Annotated in this window: 14 protein-coding genes and 1 riboswitch; of the genes, 2 read left to right on the plus strand and 12 right to left on the minus strand. The window is 73.0% G+C overall.

Annotated elements, in window-relative coordinates:
* Positions 1 to 4 precede the first annotated feature (4 nt).
* The 4 genes from ACP4J0_RS03610 to ACP4J0_RS03625 all read right to left on the minus strand — a co-directional run bounded on the left by ACP4J0_RS03610 (position 5) and on the right by ACP4J0_RS03625 (position 4662).
* Complete coding sequence (locus ACP4J0_RS03610; RefSeq protein ID WP_426597137.1) at positions 5 to 1450, minus strand: glycine hydroxymethyltransferase; 1446 nt, start codon at positions 1448 to 1450, stop codon at positions 5 to 7.
* 29 nt (positions 1451 to 1479) lie between these two features.
* A riboswitch (ZMP/ZTP riboswitch) is annotated at positions 1480 to 1566 on the minus strand.
* A gap of 84 nt (positions 1567 to 1650) precedes the next feature.
* Positions 1651 to 2835, minus strand: coding sequence for a glutathionylspermidine synthase family protein (locus tag ACP4J0_RS03615; RefSeq protein ID WP_426597138.1), 1185 nt, complete (start codon positions 2833 to 2835; stop codon positions 1651 to 1653).
* 8 nt (positions 2836 to 2843) lie between these two features.
* On the minus strand, positions 2844 to 3194 hold the full coding sequence (locus ACP4J0_RS03620) for a hypothetical protein (protein WP_426597139.1): 351 nt from the start codon (positions 3192 to 3194) through the stop codon (positions 2844 to 2846).
* 76 nt (positions 3195 to 3270) lie between these two features.
* Entirely contained in the window at positions 3271 to 4662 is a 1392-nt protein-coding gene (locus tag ACP4J0_RS03625; RefSeq protein ID WP_426597140.1) for a PLP-dependent aminotransferase family protein, read from the minus strand.
* A gap of 47 nt (positions 4663 to 4709) precedes the next feature.
* Between ACP4J0_RS03625 and ACP4J0_RS03630 the strand changes: the two genes are divergently transcribed.
* Together ACP4J0_RS03630 and ACP4J0_RS03635 are read left to right on the plus strand one after the other, a co-directional pair.
* Positions 4710 to 5222: a carboxymuconolactone decarboxylase family protein gene (locus ACP4J0_RS03630; RefSeq protein WP_426597141.1), complete on the plus strand. Its 513-nt coding sequence runs from the start codon at positions 4710 to 4712 to the stop codon at positions 5220 to 5222.
* Positions 5219 to 5971 (plus strand): isocitrate lyase/PEP mutase family protein, encoded by a 753-nt coding sequence (locus tag ACP4J0_RS03635; RefSeq protein ID WP_426597142.1) that lies wholly within the window; start codon positions 5219 to 5221, stop codon positions 5969 to 5971. The genes ACP4J0_RS03630 and ACP4J0_RS03635 overlap by 4 nt, the downstream gene beginning before the upstream one ends.
* Before the next feature lie 3 nt (positions 5972 to 5974).
* Here ACP4J0_RS03635 and ACP4J0_RS03640 read toward each other — a convergent pair whose 3' ends face one another.
* The 8 genes from ACP4J0_RS03640 to ACP4J0_RS03675 form a co-directional block, all read right to left on the minus strand.
* Positions 5975 to 6925, minus strand: a complete 951-nt coding sequence (locus ACP4J0_RS03640; protein WP_426597143.1) for an ABC transporter substrate-binding protein — start codon at positions 6923 to 6925, stop codon at positions 5975 to 5977.
* Between the two features lies 1 nt (position 6926).
* Complete coding sequence (locus ACP4J0_RS03645; protein WP_426597144.1) at positions 6927 to 8870, minus strand: ABC transporter permease; 1944 nt, start codon at positions 8868 to 8870, stop codon at positions 6927 to 6929.
* Positions 8870 to 10003, minus strand: a complete 1134-nt coding sequence (locus ACP4J0_RS03650) for a quaternary amine ABC transporter ATP-binding protein (protein WP_426597145.1) — start codon at positions 10001 to 10003, stop codon at positions 8870 to 8872. Before ACP4J0_RS03650 ends, ACP4J0_RS03645 begins: the two co-directional genes overlap by 1 nt.
* Positions 10000 to 11532: a GMC family oxidoreductase gene (locus ACP4J0_RS03655; RefSeq protein ID WP_426597146.1), complete on the minus strand. Its 1533-nt coding sequence runs from the start codon at positions 11530 to 11532 to the stop codon at positions 10000 to 10002. The genes ACP4J0_RS03650 and ACP4J0_RS03655 overlap by 4 nt, the downstream gene beginning before the upstream one ends.
* A gap of 79 nt (positions 11533 to 11611) precedes the next feature.
* Positions 11612 to 13132, minus strand: a complete 1521-nt coding sequence (locus ACP4J0_RS03660; RefSeq protein WP_426597147.1) for an aldehyde dehydrogenase family protein — start codon at positions 13130 to 13132, stop codon at positions 11612 to 11614.
* 177 nt (positions 13133 to 13309) lie between these two features.
* Complete coding sequence (locus ACP4J0_RS03665) at positions 13310 to 14089, minus strand: hypothetical protein (RefSeq protein ID WP_426597148.1); 780 nt, start codon at positions 14087 to 14089, stop codon at positions 13310 to 13312.
* A 493-nt stretch (positions 14090 to 14582) separates the two neighbouring features.
* On the minus strand, positions 14583 to 14936 hold the full coding sequence (locus ACP4J0_RS03670) for a hypothetical protein (protein ID WP_426597149.1): 354 nt from the start codon (positions 14934 to 14936) through the stop codon (positions 14583 to 14585).
* Positions 14923 to 16695, minus strand: a complete 1773-nt coding sequence (locus tag ACP4J0_RS03675) for a hypothetical protein (RefSeq protein WP_426597150.1) — start codon at positions 16693 to 16695, stop codon at positions 14923 to 14925. The genes ACP4J0_RS03670 and ACP4J0_RS03675 overlap by 14 nt, the downstream gene beginning before the upstream one ends.
* Positions 16696 to 16808 lie beyond the last annotated feature (113 nt).

Consider the following 16808-nt stretch of genomic DNA (forward strand, 5'->3'; position numbering starts at 1 on the left):
ACCGTCAGCCCAGGTCGATCTCCGGGTACAGGGGGAAGCCCCGCACCAGGTCCGTGGCGCGCTGGGCGATCTCCTGTGCCACCTTCTCGTCCAGGACGTGGGAGGCCTTCGACGGGGCGCCCGACTTGGTGGTGCCCGGCTCGGTGGTGGTCAGGACGCGGTCGATGAGGCCCGCGACCTCGTCCATCTCCGCCGTGCCCAGGCCGCGCGTCGTGAGCGCGGGGGTGCCGATGCGGATGCCGGAGGTGTACCAGGCGCCGTTGGGGTCGGCGGGGATGGCGTTGCGGTTGGTGACGATGCCGGAGTCGAGGAGGGCGGTCTCGGCCTGGCGGCCGGTGAGGCCGTAGGAGGACGCCACGTCGATCAGGTTGAGGTGGTTGTCGGTGCCGCCGGTGACCAGGGTGGCGCCACGCCGCATGAGGCCCTCGGCGAGGGCGCGGGCGTTGTCGACGATGCGCTGGGCGTAGTCCTGGAAGGCGGGCTGCCGGGCCTCGGCGAGGGCGACGGCCTTGGCGGCCATGACGTGCGGGAGCGGGCCGCCGAGGACCATCGGGCAGCCGCGGTCGACCTGGTCCTTGAGGGAGTCGTCGCACAGGACCATGCCGCCGCGCGGGCCGCGCAGCGACTTGTGGGTGGTCGTCGTCACGATCTGGGCGTGCGGGACCGGGTCGAAGTCGCCGGTGAGCACCTTGCCCGCGACGAGGCCCGCGAAGTGCGCCATGTCGACCATGAGGGTGGCGCCGACCTCGTCGGCGATCTCGCGCATGATCCGGAAGTTCACCAGGCGCGGGTACGCGGAGTAGCCGGCGACGATGATCAGCGGCTTGAAGTCGCGGGCCGTGGCGCGCAGGGCCTCGTAGTCGATGAGGCCGGTCGCCGGGTCGGTGCCGTAGGAGCGCTGGTCGAACATCTTGCCGGAGATGTTCGGGCGGAAGCCGTGGGTGAGGTGGCCGCCGGCGTCCAGGGACATGCCGAGCATGCGCTGGTTGCCGAAGGCGCGGCGCAGCTCGGCCCAGTCGGCGTCGGTCAGGTCGTTGACCTGGCGGGCGCCGGTCTTCTCCAGGAAGGGCACCTCGACGCGGGCGCCGAGGACGGCCCAGAAGGCGACGAGGTTGGCGTCGATGCCGGAGTGCGGCTGGACGTAGGCGTGGCGGGCGCCGAAGAGCTCGCGGGCGTGCTCGGCGGCCAGCGACTCGACGGTGTCGACGTTGCGGCAGCCGGCGTAGAAGCGGCGGCCGACGGTGCCCTCGGCGTACTTGTCGCTGAACCAGTTGCCCATCGCCAGGAGGGTGGCCGGGGAGGCGTAGTTCTCGGAGGCGATCAGCTTGAGCATCTCGCGCTGGTCGGCGACCTCCTGGCCGATGGCGTCGGCGACGCGCGGCTCGACGGCGCGGATCGCCTGCAGCGCGGCACGGTAGGCGACGGACTCGGGGGTGAGTTCTGCGGACACGGGGGCCTCCGGACGTGGGAATCAGCGTTCAGGTCGGCCCAGGCGCTCGGCACTCGTCGCTCGGACCGCTTCCCGATGGTTCGTCCCATCCTTGCGCGCCAGTCACGGCCCGGGCCCAGGGTACCGGGTGTGTTGTGCCGGTGCCTTCCGTGTCCGCGATGCGGGAGCGTCCGCGCGGGCGCGCTCCCCCCAGGGCTCCTTCAGAGGATCACGTGGGGGAGGAACCTCGCGTACTCGTCCGTCACCAGGCCCGACGACTCCCTGATGCCCAGGCCCGCCGACTCGTTCTCCACCACCCACGCGCCCAGGACGACGCGGTTGCCGTCGAAGTCGGGCAGCGGGGCCAGTTCCTGGTAGCAGCAGGGCTCGTCCCGTACGACGGGGGCGGCGCCGGGCTCGTGGATCGTGACGCCCGCGCCCTCGCGGCCCAGCAGGGGCTTGGCGACGTAGCCCGTCGTGCCGGCCAGCTCCCTCGGGCCGTCGAGGTAGGCCGGGAGGAGGTTGGGGTGGCCGGGGTACAGCTCCCAGAGGATCGCCAGCAGCGCCTTGTTGCTGAGCAGCATCTTCCAGGCGGGTTCGATCCACAGGGTGGTGCCGGTGCCGCCGCCGTTGTCGAGGGTGTCCAGGACGTGGTCGGCGAAGCGGTCGGTGGTGAGCCACTCCCAGGGGTAGAGCTTGAAGATGCTGCGGATGAAGCGGAGCCTGGCGTCGACGAAGCGGCCGGACAGGCGGTCCCAGCCGATCTCCTCCATGGAGATCCACTCGGTCTCCAGGCCGGCCTGCTCGGCGGTCTCCTTGAGGTAGGCGACCGTCATCAGGTCCTCGCCCAGCTCGTCGGCCTCGGAGTTCGCGAAGTACAGCGGGCTGCCGGGCGGGAGGAGGGCGGCCTGCTTCTTCCAGGCGTCGATCAGGCGCTCGTGGAGGCTGTTCCACTGGTCGGCGCCGGGGAAGCTCTCCTCCATCCAGAACCACTGCGGGGACGCCGCCTCGACGAGTGAGGTCGGGGTGTCCGCGTTGTACTCCAGGAGCTTGGCGGGCCCCGTGCCGTCGTAGCGCAGGTCGAAGCGGGCGTAGACGGAGGGGAGTTCGGCGCGGCGGTGCCAGGCCTCGGTGACCGCCCGGACCACGCGCGGGTCGGTGATGCCGAGGTCGGCGAAGCGGCCGGCGGTGACGATGTGCCCGGCGGCCGCCAGGCACATGCGGTGGAGTTCCTCGACGACCTCCTCCAGCGCCTCGACCTCCGGGAGGGAGAAGACGTAGTAGGCGCTCTCGTCCCAGTAGGGGCGCAGGGAGCCGTCGGGGTAGCGGGTGAGCGGGTAGATGCAACCCTGTTCCTCGACGGTCTGCTGCCAGCCGGGGCGGGGCTCGGTGGTGCGGCGTTCCATGTCCCGGCTCAGCCGCCGCCGCTGCCGGAGCCGGAGCAGCCGAAGCCGCCGCGGTCGACGGCCTCTTCGCGGCTGAAGGTGCCGCCGTCGGCCCAGCCGTTGCTGACGTCGGCGTCGTAGTACCAGTCGGCGTCGTCGACGCCCTTCTTCTTGCCGCCCTTGCCGTACGAGCCGCCGGACGAGCCCGACTTGCAGTTCTTGTCGGCGACGACCTTGTAGCCGTTGATGTAGTCGTAGCTGTCGCGGTCCACGCAGCGGCGGTCGGGGTCCGAGCCGCAGGCGCTCAGGGCCGCCGCGAGCACTCCCATGCCGCCGAGCACCACGGTGCTCGACCGCAGCCGCCGCCGGGTCTTAGCCATGTCCGTCTCTCCCCCGTTGTCCGCGTTCCGGTACGACAGTTGGGCCGATCGAGTGTACGGCCGTCGCCGGGGGACTCTACGGCAGCGCCCGGCAGAGCGCGTCCAGGGCCCCCGCCCAGGCGTGGTCGGGCGGGGTGCCGTAGCCGACGACGAGGGCGTCCAGCGGGGCGACGGCGGCGTCCGGGTGCCGGAACGTGGACAGGCCGTGCACCGCGAGTCCGTGCCAGGCGGCGGCCCGGACGGCCTGCTGCTCGGTGCCGGGGGGCAGTTGGAGCACGGCGTGCAGTCCGGCGGCGATGCCGGTGACGCGCACCTCGGGGGCGCGTTCGGCGAGGGCGGCGACCAGGGCGTCGCGGCGGCGCCGGTAGCGCAGTCGGGCGGCGCGGACGTGCCGGTCGTAGTCGCCGGAGGCGAGGAACTCCGCGAGGGTCAGCTGGTCCAGGACGCCCGGGGTGCGGCCCGCCATCCCGTCCATGGCGTCCTCGACGAGCGGGGGCGGCAGCACCAGCCAGCCCAGGCGCAGTCCGGGGGCGAGGGACTTGCTGGCGGTGCCGAGGTAGACGACGCGGTCGGGGTCGAGGCCCTGGAGGGCGCCGACGGGCTGGCGGTCGTAGCGGAACTCGCCGTCGTAGTCGTCCTCCAGGATCAGTCCGCCGGTGCGGCGGGCCCGGTCGATCAGGGCCGTGCGGCGCTCGGGGAGCAGCGGCAGGCCCATCGGGAACTGGTGGGAGGGGGTGAGCAGGACCGCCTGGGCGGTGGCCGGGTCGTCGTCGGGGGGCCGGGTGCCGCGGTCGTCGAAGGGCAGCGGGGGTGTGGCGAGGCCCGCGCGGGCGAGCAGGCCGCGGTGGTGGGGCAGGCCGTAGGACTCGACCGCCGCGGAGCGGGTGCCCCGGTGGCGCAGCAGGTCGGCGAGTACGCCGAGGCCGCCGAGGAAGCCGGCGCAGACGACGATGCGGTCGGGGTCGGCGTGTACGCCGCGGGCGCGGGAGAGGTAGCCGGCGAGAGCGGTGCGCAGTTCGGGCCGGCCGCGCGGGTCGCCGTAGCCGAGGGCCCGGTCGGGGGCGGCGGTCAGGGCGCGGCGGGCGGCGCGCAGCCACTGAGCGCGGGGGAACGACGCGAGTTCGGGGGTGCCGGGGATCAGGTCGTAGGCGGGGCGGGCCGGTTCCCGGCGGTGGGGTGCGGGGTGCTGGTCGGGGGTGGCGGGGGTGCGGTCGGCGACGCGGGTGCCGGAGCCCTGGCGGGCGGCGAGCCAGCCCTCGGCGACGAGGTCGGCGTAGACCTCGGCGACGGTGTTGCGGGCGACGCCCAGGTCGGCGGCGAGGGAGCGGGAGGAGGGCAGCCGGGTGCCGGGCGCCAGCCGGCCGCCCCGGACGGCCTCGCGCAGGGCGTCGGTGAGGCCCCGGCGCAGTCCGGGACCGGACCGGTCGAGATGCAGGTCCACGCCGAAAGTGGCCCATGGTTTCGCCATGGGAATGGACCATACCCGTGGGCTGCCTCGCTCCTAGTCTCGAGGGCATGACGACGAACGAGAACATCACCGCGACACCCGACGCCTTCGCGTCCGAGGAGGCCCCCCGACTGGAGTGGGCCAAGCACGCCCCCGAGGTCTGGAAGGCGATGCTGGGGCTGGAGAAGGCGGCGGGCCGGGGCCTGGACCCGAAGCTGAAGGAACTGGTGAAGATCCGCGCCTCGCAGCTCAACCACTGCGCCTTCTGCCTGGACATGCACACCAAGGACGCCCTCGCGGCCGGCGAGAGCGTGGAGCGGATCGTGCAGCTCAGCGCCTGGGAGGAGTCGCGGCACTTCTACACGGAGAAGGAGCTCGCCGCGATCGAGCTGACCGAGGCGGTCACCGTGCTGACGGACGGCTTCGTGCCGGACGACGTGTACGGGAGGGCGGCCAAGTTCTTCGACGAGAGCGAGCTGGCCCACCTGATCGCCGCGATCACGGTGATCAACGCCTGGAACCGGTTCGGTGTGACCTGCCGGCTGGCGCCGGGCCACTACACGCCGGGGCAGCACGGATGACGGGCCTCACGACGCCCCCGGCGACGGGTGCGGAGCGTTTCCGGGCCCTGCACCACGGCCGGGCGCCCGGCGACCCGCTCGTCCTCCCCGGCCCGTGGGACGCGGTGAGCGCCCGCGTCTTCGCGGATGCCGGGTTCCCGGCGCTCGCGACGCCCAGCGCGGGCGTGGCGGCGTCCCTCGGGTACGAGGACGGGGCGACCCCCGCCGACGAGATGTTCGCGGCCGTCGCGCGGATCGTGCGGGCCGTCGACGTGCCCGTGTCGGCGGACGTCGAGGACGGGTACGGGCTGGCGCCGAAGGAGCTGGTGGAGCGGCTGCTGGAGACGGGCGCCGTGGGCTGCAACCTGGAGGACTCCACCGACGGGGTGCTCAAGGACCCGCGGGAGCACGCCCAGTGGCTGGCCGAGGTGCGGGCGGCGGCCGGGGACCGGCTGTTCGTCAACGCCCGGATCGACACGTTCGTCAGGGGTGTCGGTGATCCGGAGGCGGCGATCGAACGGGCCGCGCTGTACGTCGCGGCGGGCGCCGACTGCGTGTATCCGATCGGCGCCCCCGACGGCGTACTGCCGCTGCTGCGGTCCGGCATCCAGGGGCCGGTGAACGTCGGCGGGCGGCCCGGGGAGGGCCCCGCGTCCGCCGAGCTGCGGAGGCTCGGCGAACTCGGGGCCACCCGGATCACGTTCGGGCCGGGACTCCAGCGGCGCGCGGAGGGCGCGCTGCGGGAGATCGCGGCGGAACTGGCGGGGTGAGGGTCAGGGCAGCCACTTCTTCCAGACGGACTCGTGGCTGTCCACCCACTTCTTCGCCGCCACCTCGGGCCGCATCTTCTGCTCGGCGATCATCAGGGAGACCTGGTTCTGGTCCTCGGTCGTCCACTCGAAGTTCTTCAGGAACCGAGCCGCGTCGCCGCCGTCCTCCGCGAAGTCGGCGTTGAGGTACTTCTGGAGCGGGGTGACCGGGTAGGCGCAGTCGACCTTCGCCGGGTCGGCGTCGCAGCCCTCCTTGTACGGCGGCAGCTTCACCTCCGTCATCGGCACCTTCTCGAACAGCCACTGGGGGGTGTACCAGTAGGTCAGGAAGGGCTTCTTCTCCTTGGCGAACTGCTTGATCTGGGTGATCTGGGCGGCCTCGGAGCCGGCGAAGACGACCTTGTAGTCCAGGTCCAGGTTCTCGACGAGGGCCTTGTCGTTGGTGACGTAGGACGGGGAGCCGTCCATCAGCTGGCCCTTGTCGCCGCTCTCCGCGGTGCGCAGCAGTTCGGCGTACTTGTCGAGGTTCTTCCAGTCGGTGACGTCCGGGTGCTTCTTCGCGAAGTACGTCGGGACGAACCAGCCGATGTGCCCGGTGACGCCGAGGTCGCCGCCGGGGGCGATGGTCTTCTTGTCCTCGACGTAGCGCTGCTCCTGCTCGGGGTGGCCCCAGTCCTCCAGGATGGCGTCGACGCGGCCCTGGCTGAGCGCGTCCCAGGCGGGGACCTCGTCGACCTGGACGGTGTCGACGCGGTAGCCGAGCTCGTGCTCCAGCAGGTACTGGGCGACGGCCACGTTGGCCTGGGCGCCGACCCAGGACTGCACGGACAGGGTGACGGTCCTGGCGCCCTGGGCGTTCGCGTACGGGGACGCCTGCTTGGTCATGTCGGCGGCGCCGCAGCCGGTGGCCAGCACCAGCACGGCGACGGCCGCCGTGATCCGCCTGCGTGACATCTCAGGCTCCCTTCTTCGTACGGCGTTCGGTCGGCTGGGTGACCCGGTCGAGCATCAGGCCGAGGCAGACGATCGCCGCGCCGGCCACCAGGCCGGTCGCCAGGTCGCCCTGCGCGAGGCCGAAGACGACCTGGTAGCCGAGGGCGCCGCCGCCGACCAGGCCGCCGATGATGACGACGGCGAGGACCAGGACGACGCCCTGGTTGACGGCGAGCAGCAGGGCCGGGCGGGCCAGCGGGAGCTGGACCTGGCGGAGCTGCTGGCCGCTGGTGGCGCCGAGCGAGCGGGCCGACTCCATGGCGGCCGGGTCCACCTGGCGCAGGCCCTGCGTGGTGATGCGGACGACGGCCGGGAGGGCGTAGACGACCGCGGCGGCCACGGCCGGGGCGCGGCCCACGCCGAACAGGGCGACGACCGGGATCAGGTACACGAACTGCGGCATCGTCTGGAAGACGTCCAGCACGGGCCGCAGCAGGCGTTCGAAGCGGTCGCTGCGGGCGGCGGCGATGCCGGTCGCGAAGCCGATGACCAGGGTCACGGCGACGGCCGCGAGGACCTGGGAGAGCGTGTCCAGGGACGGCTTCCACACGCCGAGCACGCCGATCGCGGCCATGGCGAGGACGGCGGTGAGCGCGGTGCGCCAGGTGCCGAGCAGCCAGGCCAGGGCGGCGACGACGAGGAGTACGGACCACCAGGGCAGCCAGTGCAGGCCGTCCCGGAGGGGGTTGAGGACCCCGTTGGTGAAGTGGGCGGCCCAGTCGGCGGTGCCGCCGATGACGGGGACGCCGGAGTACAGGTGGGCGGTCATCCAGTCGACGGCCCGGTTGACGGGCTCGGCGATGTCCACCTCCCACCCGTCGGGCCAGTCGAGGAGGCCGGCGATCCGTCCGGCGACCGCGACGGCCGCGGCGGCGGCCACGACGTACAGCCAGGTCAGCGGGGACGTGCGGGACTCGCCGAGCCGCTCCCCCGCCGCGCCGGTCACGCGGTCCAGGACGACGGCGAGCAGCACGATCGGGATGCCGGCCGCGAGGGCCGCGCCCACGTCGACCGAGGCGAGCGCCTGGTAGACGCGGTCGCCGAGGCCGCCGGCGCCGATGACGGAGGCGATGACGGCCATGGAGAGCGCCATCATGATCGTCTGGTTGACGCCGAGGAGGAGTTCCTTGCGGGCCAGCGGGATACGGGCGGTCAGCAGCCGCTGGCGGGCGGTGGTGCCGAGGGACTCGACGGCTTCGAGGACCTCCTTGTCGGCGCCGCGCAGGCCGAGGGCGGTGAGCCGGGCCATGGGCGGGGCGGCGTAGACGACGGTGGCCAGGACGGCGGCGGGGACGCCGATGCCGAAGACCAGGACGACGGGGAGGAGGTAGGCGAAGGCGGGCAGCACCTGCATGGTGTCGAGCACCGGGCGCAGGACGCGGTCCATCCGGTCGGACAGGCCGGCGGCCAGGCCCAGCAGGGCGCCGACGACGACCGACGCGAGGACGGCGACGACCATCAGCGCGAGGGTCTGCATGGTCGGCACCCACATGCCGAGCAGCCCGCAGGCCAGGAACGCCACGGCGGTGCCGAGGGCCAGCTTCACGCCGGCCACGCGCCAGGCGACCAGGGCGCCGATCGCGGTGACCCCGGCCCAGCCGACGGCGAGGAGGGCGAGGTAGACGGCGCGTACGGCGATGACGACGACGTTGCTGACGTGGCCGAAGAAGTAGAGGAACAGCGGGTGGCTGTCCCGGTTGTCGATGATCCAGTCGCTGGTCTTGCCGAGCGGTTCGGAGACGTCGACGGTGAGGGCGCTCGGCCAGGTGGCGCCGCCCCACTGGGTGACGGCGAGGGGGACGAGGATCGCGGCGGCGACCGCGAGGGTGAGGAGCTTGCGGGCGGCGGGGTGGGTGAGGATGCCCGGCGGGGCGGTCTTCCGGGCCGGTGCGGTGATCGTCGCCATCAGACCGCCTCCTTGGGCAGCTCCGCCTCCTCGGGGAGGACGGCCGCCCCCTCGGGGCGTTCCTCGGGTGCGGCCGTCCCGGCGACGACACCGAGCAGCGCCTCCGCGTCGACCACGCCCAGGCAGCGGCCGTCGTCCATGACCCGGGCGGCCGAACCGGCGCGCGCGACGGCCTCGATGGCCTCCGAGACGGTGGCGTCGGGGCGCAGGGCCGGGCCGGTGCCCGCCTCGTCGGACGAGGACGCGGGGCGCATCGCCGTACGGACGGTCAGGACCTGCTCGCGCGGCACGTCGCGGACGAACTCGCGGACGTAGTCGTCGGCGGGCGAGCCGACGATCTCCTCCGGGGTGCCGAGCTGCACGACGCGGCCGTCGCGCATCAGGGCGATGCGGTCGCCGAGCTTGAGGGCTTCCTGGAGGTCGTGGGTGATGAAGACCATCGTGCGGCCCTCCTCGCGGTGCAGCCGGACGACCTCCTCCTGCATGTCCCGCCGGATCAGCGGGTCGAGCGCGCTGAACGGCTCGTCGAAGAGCAGCACCTCGGGGTCGACGGCGAGGGCGCGGGCGAGGCCGACGCGCTGGCGCTGGCCGCCGGAGAGCTGGCCGGGGCGGCGGTGCTCCAGGCCCTCCAGGCCGACCTTGGCGACGACGGCGGCGGCCCGCTCGCGGCGCTCGGCGCGGCCCATGCCCTGGACCTCCAGGCCGTAGGCGACGTTGTCGAGGACCGTGCGGTGCGGGAGCAGGCCGAAGTGCTGGAAGACCATCGCCGCGCGGTGGCGGCGCAGTTCGCGCAGCCGGGACTTGTCCATGGCGCGGACGTCCTCGCCGTCGATGGCGATGGACCCGGCCGTCGGCTCGATGAGCCGGGTCAGGCAGCGTACGAGGGTGGACTTGCCGGAGCCGGACAGGCCCATGACGACGAAGACCTCGCCCTTGCGCACGTCGAAGGAGACGTCGGCCACGGCGGCCGTGCAGCCGGTGCGCGCGCGCAGCTCGGCCGGGCTCAGGGCGGTCAGCTCGGGGTCGGCGGGGATCCGGGCGGCCTTCGGTCCGAAGACCTTCCACAGGCCGTCCACGGAGAAGACCGGGGGACGCTCGGCCACGGCGCCGGTGTCGTTGACGGTGGTGCTCATCGGGCGTCACCGCCGATCAGCTCGACGGCGCGCTCCCCGACCATGAGCACGCCGATCATGGGGTTCACCGCGGTCATCGTCGGGAAGACGGAGGCGTCGGCGATGCGGATGCCCTCCAGGCCGCGGACGCGCAGCTCGGGGTCGACGACGGCCGTCTCGTCGGTGGCGGCGCCCATCTTGCAGGTGCCCGCCGGGTGGTAGACGGTGTGGGCGACCTTGCGGGCGTACTCGCTCAGCTCCTCGTCGCCGGTGACGTCCGGGCCGGGGCAGACCTCGCGCTTGAGCCACCCGGCCAGCGGCTCCGACTTGGCGATCTCGCGGGCGATCTTGATCCCGTCGACGAGGGTGCGGCCGTCGTAGTCGTCCTCGTCGGTGAAGTAGCGGAAGTCCAGGGCGGGCTTCACGGACGGGTCCGCACTGGTCAGGTAGAGGCGGCCGCGGGACTTCGGCTTGGGGATGTTCGGGGTCATGGAGACGCCGAACTCCGGGCGCTCGTAGCCCAGTCGCTCGGGATTGTCCGTGAACGGGATCTGGTAGAAGTGGAACATCAGGTCGGGGCCCGCGTGTCCGGGGTCGCGGCGCACGAACAGACCGGCGTCGGAGTCCATCGCGGAGTTCTCCGGGATGGGTCCGTCGGTCTCCCACACGATCACCGACTCGGGGTGGTCGAGCAGGTTCTCGCCGACACCGGGCAGGTCGAGCGCCACGGGTATGCCGAGTGCCTCGAGGTCCTCGCGGGGGCCGATGCCGGAGTGCAGCAGCAGGCGGGGCGAGTCGACGGCGCCGGCGCACAGGACGACCTCGTTACGGGCCCTGACCAGGATCTCCTCGCCGTCCTTGGTGCGCACGTGGACGCCCTCGGCCCGGACGCCGTCGAGCTGGAGCCTGTACGCCCAGGTCTCCAGCATGATCGTGAGGTTGGGGCGCTCGTCCATCACCGGGTGCAGGTACGCCACCGACGCCGACGAACGCTTGTTGTCCTCGGGGTGGTAGGCCAGGTCGAAGAAGCCGACGCCCTCGGCGAAGGGCTTCTTGTTGAAGCCCTCGATCCGGGGGACCTCCAGCGCCTTCTGCGCGGCGTCGACGAAGTCGCGGGCGATGGCGTTCCGGTCCTTCTCGTCGACCGGGACGATGTTGTTCTTGAGACGCGCGTAGTACGCCTCCATCGGCACCGCGCCCCACCCCTTGGCGCCGGCCGCCTCCCACTCGTCCCAGTCGGACGGCAGCGGCTTGAAGGCGATGAGGGTGTTGTGCGAGGAGCAGCCGCCGAGCACCCGGGCGCGGCTGTGCCGGATGTGCGAATTGCCGCGTGGCTGCTCGGTGGTGGGGTAGTCGTAGTCCAGCTCACCGCCGAGCAGGCCCATCCAGCGGCGCAGGGTCAGCACGTCGTCGCGGCCGACGTCGCTGGGTCCGCCCTCGATGACGGCGACGGTGACGTCCGGGTTCTCGGTGAGGCGGGAGGCGATCACCGATCCCGCGGTGCCGCCGCCTATGACGACGTAGTCGTAGACGTGGGTGGTCTCGGGCATGGGGGTACTCCAGAGGGTGAGCGGACGGGGACCCGGGCGGGCGGCCCGGGTGGGGACGGGCGGGCGGCGGTGGCCGGGGTCAGCCGGAGAACCAGCGGACGGGCTTCGGGGCGAGGTTCTGGTAGACGTGCTTGCTCTCGCGGTACTCGGCGAGGCCCGCGGGGCCCAGTTCGCGGCCGACGCCGCTCTTGCCGAAGCCGCCCCACTCCGCCTGCGGGAGGTAGGGGTGGAAGTCGTTGATCCAGACGGTGCCGTGGCGCAACCGGCCGGCGACCCGGCGGGCGCGGCCCGCGTCGGCGGTCCAGACGGCACCCGCCAGACCGTACTCGGTGTCGTTGGCGAGGGCTACGGCCTCGTCCTCGGTGCGGAAGGTCTCGACGGTGAGCACCGGTCCGAAGACCTCCTCCCGTACGACCCTCATCTCCCGGTGGCAGCGGTCGAGGACGGTGGGCTCGTAGAAGTAGCCGTTCTCCGGCCGCTGGGGGGACGGCTCGGGGCGCCTGCCGCCGCAGCGCAGCTCGGCACCCTCGGCCAGCGCGGAGGCGACGTAGTCCTCGGTCCTGGCGCGCTGCTGCTCGGAGACGAGCGGACCGCACTCGACGCCGTCCTCGGTGCCGCGGCCGAGGCGGATCCTCGCGGCGCGGCGGGCGAGTTCGGCGACGAAGCGTTCGCGGACCGACTCCTCGATGATGAGCCGGCCGCCCGCCGAGCAGACCTGGCCGCTGTGGATGAAGGCCGCGTTGAGGGCCTGGTCGACGGCGGTGTCGAAGCCCTCCTCGGTCTCGCAGGCGTCGGCGAAGACCACGTTGGGGTTCTTGCCGCCGAGTTCGAGGGCGACCTTCTTGACGGTGACGGCGGCGGCCCGGGCGACCTTGGTGCCGCTGACCAGGCCGCCGGTGAAGGAGACCAGGTCGACGTCGGGGTGCTCGGCGAGCCGGGCGCCGACGGTGTGGCCGGGGCCGGTGACGATGTTGGCGACGCCGGTGGGGAGGCCGGCCTCGACCAGCAGGTCGATCAGGGCGACGGTGGTCATCGGGGTGATCTCGCTGGGCTTGATCACGAAGGTGTTGCCGGCGGCGAGCGCGGGGGCGATCTTCCAGCTGGCCTGGAGCAGCGGGTAGTTCCAGGGCGTGATCATCGCGCAGACGCCGACCGGCTCGTGCACGACGACGCTGTGGATGTCGGGCGACCCGGCGTCGACGACCCGGCCGGGGGCCTCCCCGGCGACCAGGTCGGCGAAGTAGCGGAAGGCGTCGGCGACGCAGTCGATGTCGACCCGGCCCTCCTCGACGGTCTTGCCCGCGTCACGGCTCTCCAGCAGTCCGAGCGTCTCGCGGTCGCGCACGAGGAGGTCGGCGACGCGGCGCAGCAGGGCGGCGCGTTCGGCGACCGGGGTGTGCGGCCACTCGCCCGCGTCGAAGGCGCGCCGGGCGGCGGCCACCGCGAGGTCGGTGTCCCGCTCGTCGCCCTCCGCGACCACGGCGAACGGCAGGGCGTCCGCGGGGTCGAGGATGTCGCGCGTTCCCCCCGAGACGGCCGCCCGCCACTCGCCCCCGGCATGGATGGTGTCGCGCGCCCGGAGTTCCGTACTGTCCGCCATGATCGTCAATGCCTTCCGTTCCCTGTTCAGCGCCCGTGAGTCACGCAGGTGTCGGTCACGGGACCGGGTGCACCTGCCCTTCGGCCCCGAATGCATGCGGGCCCGGAGCCGGAAGTGTGCCGAGTCACTGAACAAAGGGACGGAACGGTACGTATCACCCGCCCTGTGGGTGGTCCGTCAGGGGCTGTCGGTACCGGCCCCGCAGGCCGTGGACGGCGGGCAGAAGTGGCCGAGGGCCGTCCGCAGCATGGCCCGCTCGTCCTCGCGGCCGTCCGCCTCGGCTCCGTAGGCGGTGATCGCGTACACCTCGCCGTCGGCGGCCACGAAGCGTTCGTCGACGACGTGCCAGGTGCCGACGTCGGGCTCGCCCCTGAGGGAGTCGGCGAGGTACTCGAGCCGGGACCCGGTGAAGTCGCCGTCGTCCAGGGTCTCCAGGGAGAGCTTCCGGAAGCCGTCGGCCTTGGCCGTGCCGTCGGAGAGGAACGCCTCGAAGGACGCGTCGGGCGAGTCCTCCTCCACCTGGTACACCTGCAGCCGCCGGGCGCCGTCGGGGCTGCGGTAGTTGACCACGTCGATGCCGTACTTGGAGGGCACCGCGTCGCGCACCCAGCCCGCCGGCCGGGCGATGGTGAAGCCCTCCGGGTCGGTGTGCACCTCGTAGCCGCCGGGCAGTCCGGTGGCCGTGCCGGACGGCGACCCGGGCGCGCCGGTGGGTGCCACCGCGTCCTCGGTCCCCTGCGCCTCCTCGGTCCGCGGCGCCTCCTCGGTCCGCGGCGCCTCCTCGGTCCGCGGAGTCGAGGGGCCGGGGGCCGGAGGGGCGGCGGTGGCGGACGCGCCCGCCGGCCCCACCGTCCGGCCACCGCGGTCGTCCGTCTCGTCGCCTGCCGGGACCACCTGCGTCAGTACGAGGGCCACCACCACCCCGGCCGCGGCGGCTCCGCCCAGCACGGACCACATGAGCCTGCGGCTGGGCCCGCCGGTGCCTGCGGAGGGCGGCGCCGGCGGCTGCCCCGGCTGCGGCCGGGAACCAGTACGGGGCAGTTCGGGCGCGGACCAGGCGCCATGGGCAGGCGGCGGCTCCGGCGCCGGGACACCGGCCGGGTGGTCGGTGCCCTCGCCGTGGGGTACCTGGGGTGCCTGGGGTACCTGGGGCACCTGCGTGGGCCGCGATGCCTGCGGTGGTTGTGGTGCTTGTCCTGGCTGCTGCGGCGCCTGGGGTGCTTGGGGTGCCCGAAGTACCTGGGGCTCCCGGGGCTCTTGAGGCTCCCGGGGCTCTTGAGGCCCCCACGGCCCCCAGGGCTCCTGAGGCTCCTGGGGCTTCTGAGACTCCTGGGGCACGGACGCCGGCCGGGGCGGTGGCGGCGGGGTGACCGGTGCCGTGCCGCCCGCGGTGTCCTCCCAGCGCTGGGTCGCCTCGTTCCAGTACCGCCGCCGTCCCCCGCTCATCGGCTCACATCCCCAGCAGCCCGGCGACCGTCCCGAAGGACGCGAACAGCGACAGGGCGGTCTGCGAGTCCTCGAGCAGGCCCCGCAGCCGCTGGAGGCGCCCCTCGGGGGCCGTGCCGGTACGGGTGATCTCCTCCTCGGTGTCCGCGAGGGCCGTGTCGAGCTGGTCGGTCCGCTCGGTGCGCTGGATGCGTGCCAGGTCGGCACGGAGTTCCCGCACCGCTCTCAGCAGTTCCTCGGCGGCCTGGTCGCGCGCTGCGGTGGTGCCGTAGTGGCTCGTCACGTTCGCGTTGTCGCCGACGGCGAACGTCGCCCCCTGGGCGTTGCCGATGTGGATGTTCGGCTCATTTTGCGCCATTGCTTCCGGATCCCTTCTGCGGCGCGGGGCCGCCGGTCTTGGACGAGACGTGGGCCTTGTCGCCGACGGCGAAGGTGGCCCCTTCGGCGTTGCCGATGTAGGTGCTGCCGTGGCTGAGGTTCACGATCTTCTGCACGAACTCACCGGTTTCGTAACCGGCGTCGGCGAGGGCCAGCCGCACCCCGTGCCCCACGCGGTCCTGGATGCTCCTGAGGTAGCGGCTGACGTCCATCTCCTGGAAGGTGGACCCGGTGGGCGTCGAGGCCATCTCCCGCACGGAGACGGCGGGGCCCGCGGGGAGCGCGCCCGTGTGGCCGCCGGTCAGCAGCCGCCACCCGTACACCAGGCCCCGGCCGAGGGTGAGCAGGGAACGGCCCACGGAGCCGGGCACCAGGACGGCGGCTCCGGCCGCCTTGCCCAGCGCGTTGTTGTTGCGGAAACGGTGGGAGGCGCGGTCGGCGTCCTTGAAGTCCCCGCGTACCGGCGTCAGCACGTGCGGGGCGATCTCCAGCATGAGCATGCGGCCCTGCGTGTGCAGGCGCACGAAGACCGTGACGACCAGCTCCTCCTCCCAGCCGCCGACGCGGATCCGCAGGAAGTGCCGCCGCTTCTCGGCGCCCTCCTCGACGGCACGCGTCCGGTGCTGCTCGAACGCCTCCCAGCTGTACGGGGCCTGCTCACGGTTGAGCAGCCCCTCCACCGGGAGGAACACGCACTCGTCGATCTCCAGCCGCCGCAGCCGGTCGCGCACTCCGGCGCCCGCGTACTCGGAGGGCATGCGCAGTTGTTCGATCAAGGGCCGGACGCGGTCCAGGATCGCCCGGTTGCTGAGCGGCTGCTGCTTCTTCTCGTCGTCCGGCCGCAGTTCGACGGCCAGGACCCAGGTGTCGTACGCCGATCCCGCTCCGCAGAACGGGTGCTTCTCGTTGTACATGATCAGCGGCGCGTGTTGTTCCAGCCGGATGCGCCCCATCAGCCGCTGGAACCGCCCGCCCTCGGCCTTCTCCGCCGGGTCGCCGGCGGCGTCCGGGAAGCGTTCCGGACGGAGTTCGGCGGCGAGCGCGCGGGCGAACTGGTTGCGCTGCGCGGCCACGCAGAGCCCGATGAGCACGAGGACGGCGATCCCGAACCAGGCCTGCCACACCTCGATCAGCCCGGCGCCGTCCCCGACGGACGGGAGCGCCACGTCGGTGATCTCCTGCCAGTCGGAGCCGCCGGAGCCGTAGAAGTCGTCCGACGATCCGTACGAGGAGTCGTCGTCCGAGTCGCCGCCGAACGCGACGGCGACCATGATGAACATGAAGAAGGCGAACTGCAAGCGCCCCCACCAGCGCGCCACGAAGGCCGCGAGTCGCCGGTACAGGGGCGGTCGCTCGGCGCGGCCCCTGATCCAGGGGGCCAGTGCGAGCAGCACGCTGGGCCACAGGAGGACGGCGAGCAGCCAGCCGCTGAGCGGGATCCCCACCACCCACAGCCCGATGACGGCCGCGGACCACAGCAGTTCCTGCCGACGGGCCCGCAGGGCGTGCGCGAGGACCCGGGCCGCGTCGAAGCCGAGCGACGGCGCCACGATCCGCTGCTCGTCGAGATACAGCTCCTCGATGACGCGGTCCCGGTAACCGGGGTCGAGGTAGGCGCCCGCACACAGCAGCCGGGTGGCCTCACTGGCGTACGGCGGGACGGGCGGGGGCTCCGGCGGTGCCCCCGTGTTGCTCTGCTGCGGTTGCTGCGGTTGCGGCGGTACGTAGGCGGTGCTCACGCGGATCCCCCGATGCGCGGGAAGTCCGTCGGCGACGGACGAGGTGACGGCGCATCAGCATAGGGGAGGAAGGCCGCCCACATGTACGGAACGTCAACAGGGCGCCACGTGGA

The organism is Streptomyces sp. WG7 (genome assembly GCF_049975785.1).
GTDB lineage: Bacteria > Actinomycetota > Actinomycetes > Streptomycetales > Streptomycetaceae > Streptomyces.